Raw genomic sequence first — 3,453 nt, 5'->3', positions numbered from 1 at the left:
CCCCGGACCCGAACGGCCCTACGCCCGCGACCACCCAATCGGCCGGCCGCACGTCACCGCACGGAGAAAGCCGTGAACGCCGAGCCATCACCCTGGCCTCCGATCCAGCATCTCCCCGCCCCCGTCCCGCACACTACCCATGCGCGCGCAGCTCCTACCAGGAACGACGCCACCGCCTCCCACAGTTGCACCGGCGTAAAAGCCGGTCACCGACAAAGAGCCCTTACGTAACAGCTTGCCCACGGACGCAGCCTGTTCGAGCTACCCCTAGTTGAAGACAGGACTTCGGGAGCTACCTGGGAGGTCGGCGGAGCAGTACCGAACGCAGCGCACACGCGGTGCAGATCGACTGGCTCAGGGAGCTATCCGTGGGCGCCTCGCGGTCGGTCTCATGAGGCGGCCCAGGCTCGAATCGCTTGGGCGGTCTCGGGGGTGAGGTCGGACTCGGTCAGGTCGGTGGGGTGTAGCCATCGGTAGGCGGTGTGTTCTCTGCTCAGGGCGATGGGCTGGCCTTGGTGGGGTACGGCGAAGATGTATTGACGGGTTTTGCGGCCGGATCCGTAGATGTAGTCGAAGTGGGTAACGAAGCCTGGATCGAGGGTGAATGCTCCGGACCAGGCGATTTCTTCGGCAAGTTCGCGTTCCAGCGCGGTGAGCAGGTTCTCGCCCGGCTCGACGGCGCCTGAGGGGAGTTCTTCGATGCCGGCCATGAAGTCGTCCTCGGCGGAGCGGCGCAGGACGAGCACTCGGCCATCGGCATGGAGGATGGCGCCGGCCACGAGCCTAGTGATGCCGTCGCGATCGGCGTCGTTGTGCAACTGCAGGATGTCGATGCCTGGTGGGGTGGTCACGCGCGCAGCGTAGTTCGTGGGGCGTGCGGTGGCCGCCTCGTGTCGCAGGTGGCGTTTTCGCTATATCCGAACTGCCGGACTGGTTGGGGTCTGGGGCGAAGAAGTCATTGGCCCCAAATTCCCTTCCTTCACCCACCGCTTGCATCATGAGGTGGACCATGGGACGTGGTGGGCGGGCGGTGAATCTGTCAGGTGATTTACATGCTTCTCATGATTCCGCTACCAGGTGATTACTGTCCGTCATAGACTGCGGGCGTGACGAACAGGCCAACTCCCGACCAGTTCTTTGATGGCGACATGTACCGGGCCATTTGGCCCATGGGGTCGGAGAAGATTGAACTCCTCTCCGGGCATCCCCTGTTCTACGGCTCGTTCAATCAGGCCGACGCCGAGGCTGCCGAGCGCGCGTTTCCAGGCCGTCGAGCCACGATCGAGCCCTGGTATGGCGAGCTCGGCAACCTCATCCTGCACGCTTCCACCTGCACTCCGGAAACCTGCTCCGAGTGGCCCGTCGAGGAAGTCTGACCCTCGGCGCCGTCCGACCCCCCTTGCTCGAATCCCGGCATCGTCCCAGGATCGAGCGGCTCTCCCTACTGCCCCACGTGACATGCGAGGACTCGTATGAGGTCGGTGCATGTTGATCGTCCTGGGGAGTGCTCGTGGCACAGTATGTGATCACGCGAACGGTCCGCGGGTGGACGGCACCGAGTACTTGGTCAGTTGGTTGGGAATGATTTGGCGACTGCGAGGCTGTCCTCGTACATGTGGTGGCGTGTGATGCGGACGTCTTCGATGGTGAGGCGTAGCGCGAAGGTCCTGGTGAAGCGGTTGCCGGTGTCCTTCAGGCGTTGTGCTCTTGTGCCGATCAGTACGGCGTCGGGTCCGTCGATTAGTGCTTCGTCGATCGATACGCGGCCCTCGGTGGGTATGCAGTGCTCGGCGAATGTGCGGAAGTGGTCGGCGACGTCGGCGCGGGTGGAGCGGGGGCGGATCCACGGCACTGCCGGGTGCTCCTCGACCGGCCAGTTCACTCGCCAGGAGACCTCGGGCGCGTAGAGGTCCGCGATGTGGTCAGGGTCGCCTTGCCGGCTCCTGCGCAGGAACTTGTGGACGACGGCTCGCGTCGTCGGCTGAGGCTGCTCGGGCACTACGGGACGCGGCGGGTTTCCGAACTGGTAGTCCTGATGGATTCGGCCGCCATCGCCGGGTCGGGCGAAGACAAAGCCGGTCCAGGCTGACCCCCGCCTGCGGCGGGGGTCATGTAGGTGGTGAAGCGGACGGTGCCGTGGTGTCCTACGGCGTCCTCGGCGGCCCGGAAGGTGAAGCCGCCCTGCTTCACCAGGTGCTCGTGGGCTTCGGCGATCCGGGCCTCGATGGCTGGGAGCCCGCGGTATTCGGCGGAGTCGGTGAACTCCACGGCCTCGTCGTCCCAGAGGGCGGCGATCAGGTTGTGGCGGACGTCGGGGTCCGGCTCGTTCCACACGGCGATGTAGCGGTTGCCGAACTCGTCGATGTCGAGGTCGTAGTCCATGCCGGGACGGTAAGGACGGTCCACTGACATCGACTGTCAGTGGACTCTGGAGGTCTTTCCGGCATGCGCGCGAGCCGGCTGGTGTCGATTCTGCTGCTCCTGCAGACCCGTGAACGGATAACCGCGCGGGAACTGGCCGCGCGGTTGGAGGTCTCCGAGCGGACCGTCTACCGGGACGTCCAGTCGCTGAGCGCGGCCGGCATCCCGTTGTACGACGAGGCCGGTCATGAGGGCGGATATCGGCTGTTCGGCGGCTATCGCACGCGGCTGACCGGGTTGACCGCCGCCGAAGCCGAGTCGCTCGTCCTGACCGGGCTGCCCGTCGCCGCCGCGGATCTCGGCCTCGGCGAGGCCATGGCCATGGCCGAGGCGCAGTTGAAGTTGATGGCCGCACTGCCGCCCGAGTCGCGCGACAGGGCAGCTCGGCTGAGAGAGCGGGTCCGCCTCGACGCGCGGGCCTGGTATCAGGACGCCGACGCCGCTCCGCATCTGGCAGTGGTCGCCGACGCGGTGTGGCATCAGCGTTGTGTGCGCCTTCGCTACCTGCGTTGAGAGGCCCCGCACGAGGTCACGCGGACGGTTGAGCCGTACGGCGTGGCGCTGAAGGGCGGCAGTTGGTATCTCGTGGCTCGCCGGGCTGGGCGGTCCCGCACCTACCGAATCTCGCGGATCCTCGCTGCGGACGTCGTCGACCAGGGCTTCGAGCGGGCGGCCGACTTTGACTTGAGCCGCTACTGGCAGGACTACCTCGAGGACTATGACGCCCGACGAACCAAGGGCCGGGCTGTGCTGCGCCTGTCGCACGATGGCATGCATCGACGGCCGCACCTGGCCGAGCTGGCCGTTGGGAGTGAAGCTCAGAAGACCACGGTTATCGATCCGGATGGCTGGACGCGCGTCACCGTGCCGGTCGAGTCCCACGATCAGGCGGTCCGGGAACTCCTGCGTCTGGGCGCGGACGTCCAGGTTCTCGCTGCGGCCGAGTTCCGCTCTCGAATGGCCGGAACTGTGGCCGCGATGAGCCGTCACTACAACCTGTAGGAATGCGGTCGGGCGGGGCCGGGCGACCCG

The 3,453-nt window shown here is 66.2% G+C and carries 6 protein-coding genes and 1 pseudogene; 4 read left to right on the top strand and 3 right to left on the bottom strand.

Annotation, left to right across the window (positions count from 1 at the left end):
• Positions 1-389 precede the first annotated feature (389 nt).
• A complete protein-coding gene (locus tag ETD96_RS42715; protein WP_138642174.1) occupies positions 390-851 on the bottom strand; it encodes an NUDIX hydrolase in 462 nt (153 codons plus the stop codon).
• A gap of 255 nt (positions 852-1,106) precedes the next feature.
• On the opposite strand from ETD96_RS42715, the gene ETD96_RS42710 reads away from it, so the two are divergent.
• Positions 1,107-1,376, top strand: a complete 270-nt coding sequence (locus ETD96_RS42710; protein WP_138642173.1) for a hypothetical protein — start codon at positions 1,107-1,109, stop codon at positions 1,374-1,376.
• A 191-nt stretch (positions 1,377-1,567) separates the two neighbouring features.
• On the opposite strand, the gene ETD96_RS42705 is transcribed toward ETD96_RS42710, so the two are convergent.
• Positions 1,568-1,999: a nuclear transport factor 2 family protein gene (locus ETD96_RS42705; RefSeq protein ID WP_138642172.1), complete on the bottom strand. Its 432-nt coding sequence runs from the start codon at positions 1,997-1,999 to the stop codon at positions 1,568-1,570.
• Positions 1,999-2,382 carry a nuclear transport factor 2 family protein gene (locus tag ETD96_RS42700; protein ID WP_138642171.1) on the bottom strand — a complete coding sequence of 128 codons (384 nt, stop codon included), beginning with the start codon at positions 2,380-2,382 and terminating at the stop codon, positions 1,999-2,001. The genes ETD96_RS42705 and ETD96_RS42700 overlap by 1 nt, the downstream gene beginning before the upstream one ends.
• A 63-nt stretch (positions 2,383-2,445) precedes the next feature.
• Between ETD96_RS42700 and ETD96_RS47360 the strand changes: the two genes are divergently transcribed.
• From ETD96_RS47360 to ETD96_RS48450, 3 genes and pseudogenes are all read left to right on the top strand, one after another.
• A complete protein-coding gene (locus tag ETD96_RS47360) occupies positions 2,446-2,934 on the top strand; it encodes a helix-turn-helix transcriptional regulator (RefSeq protein ID WP_240808631.1) in 489 nt (162 codons plus the stop codon).
• Positions 2,935-2,958: 24 nt separating this feature from the next.
• Positions 2,959-3,054, top strand: a pseudogene (locus tag ETD96_RS48455) (WYL domain-containing protein); the annotation flags it as partial.
• Positions 3,055-3,168: 114 nt separating this feature from the next.
• Positions 3,169-3,423 carry a WCX domain-containing protein gene (locus ETD96_RS48450; protein WP_478209505.1) on the top strand — a complete coding sequence of 85 codons (255 nt, stop codon included), beginning with the start codon at positions 3,169-3,171 and terminating at the stop codon, positions 3,421-3,423.
• The last annotated feature ends 30 nt before the right edge of the window (positions 3,424-3,453 follow it).

Origin of the sequence: Actinomadura geliboluensis, from assembly GCF_005889745.1 — a bacterium.
In the GTDB taxonomy this organism is placed as follows: Bacteria; Actinomycetota; Actinomycetes; order Streptosporangiales; family Streptosporangiaceae; genus Spirillospora; species Spirillospora geliboluensis.
Note: the sequence above shows the minus strand (reverse complement) of the source record. Positions and strands in the feature narration are given on the sequence as shown.

What these genes read in the sequence shown, in the direction of transcription:
- ETD96_RS42700 (WP_138642171.1), bottom strand. Translation starts at nt 2,382, where the DNA reads ATGGACTACGACCTCGACATCGACGAGTTCGGCAACCGCTACATCGCC.
- ETD96_RS47360 (WP_240808631.1), top strand. Translation starts at nt 2,446, where the DNA reads ATGCGCGCGAGCCGGCTGGTGTCGATTCTGCTGCTCCTGCAGACCCGT.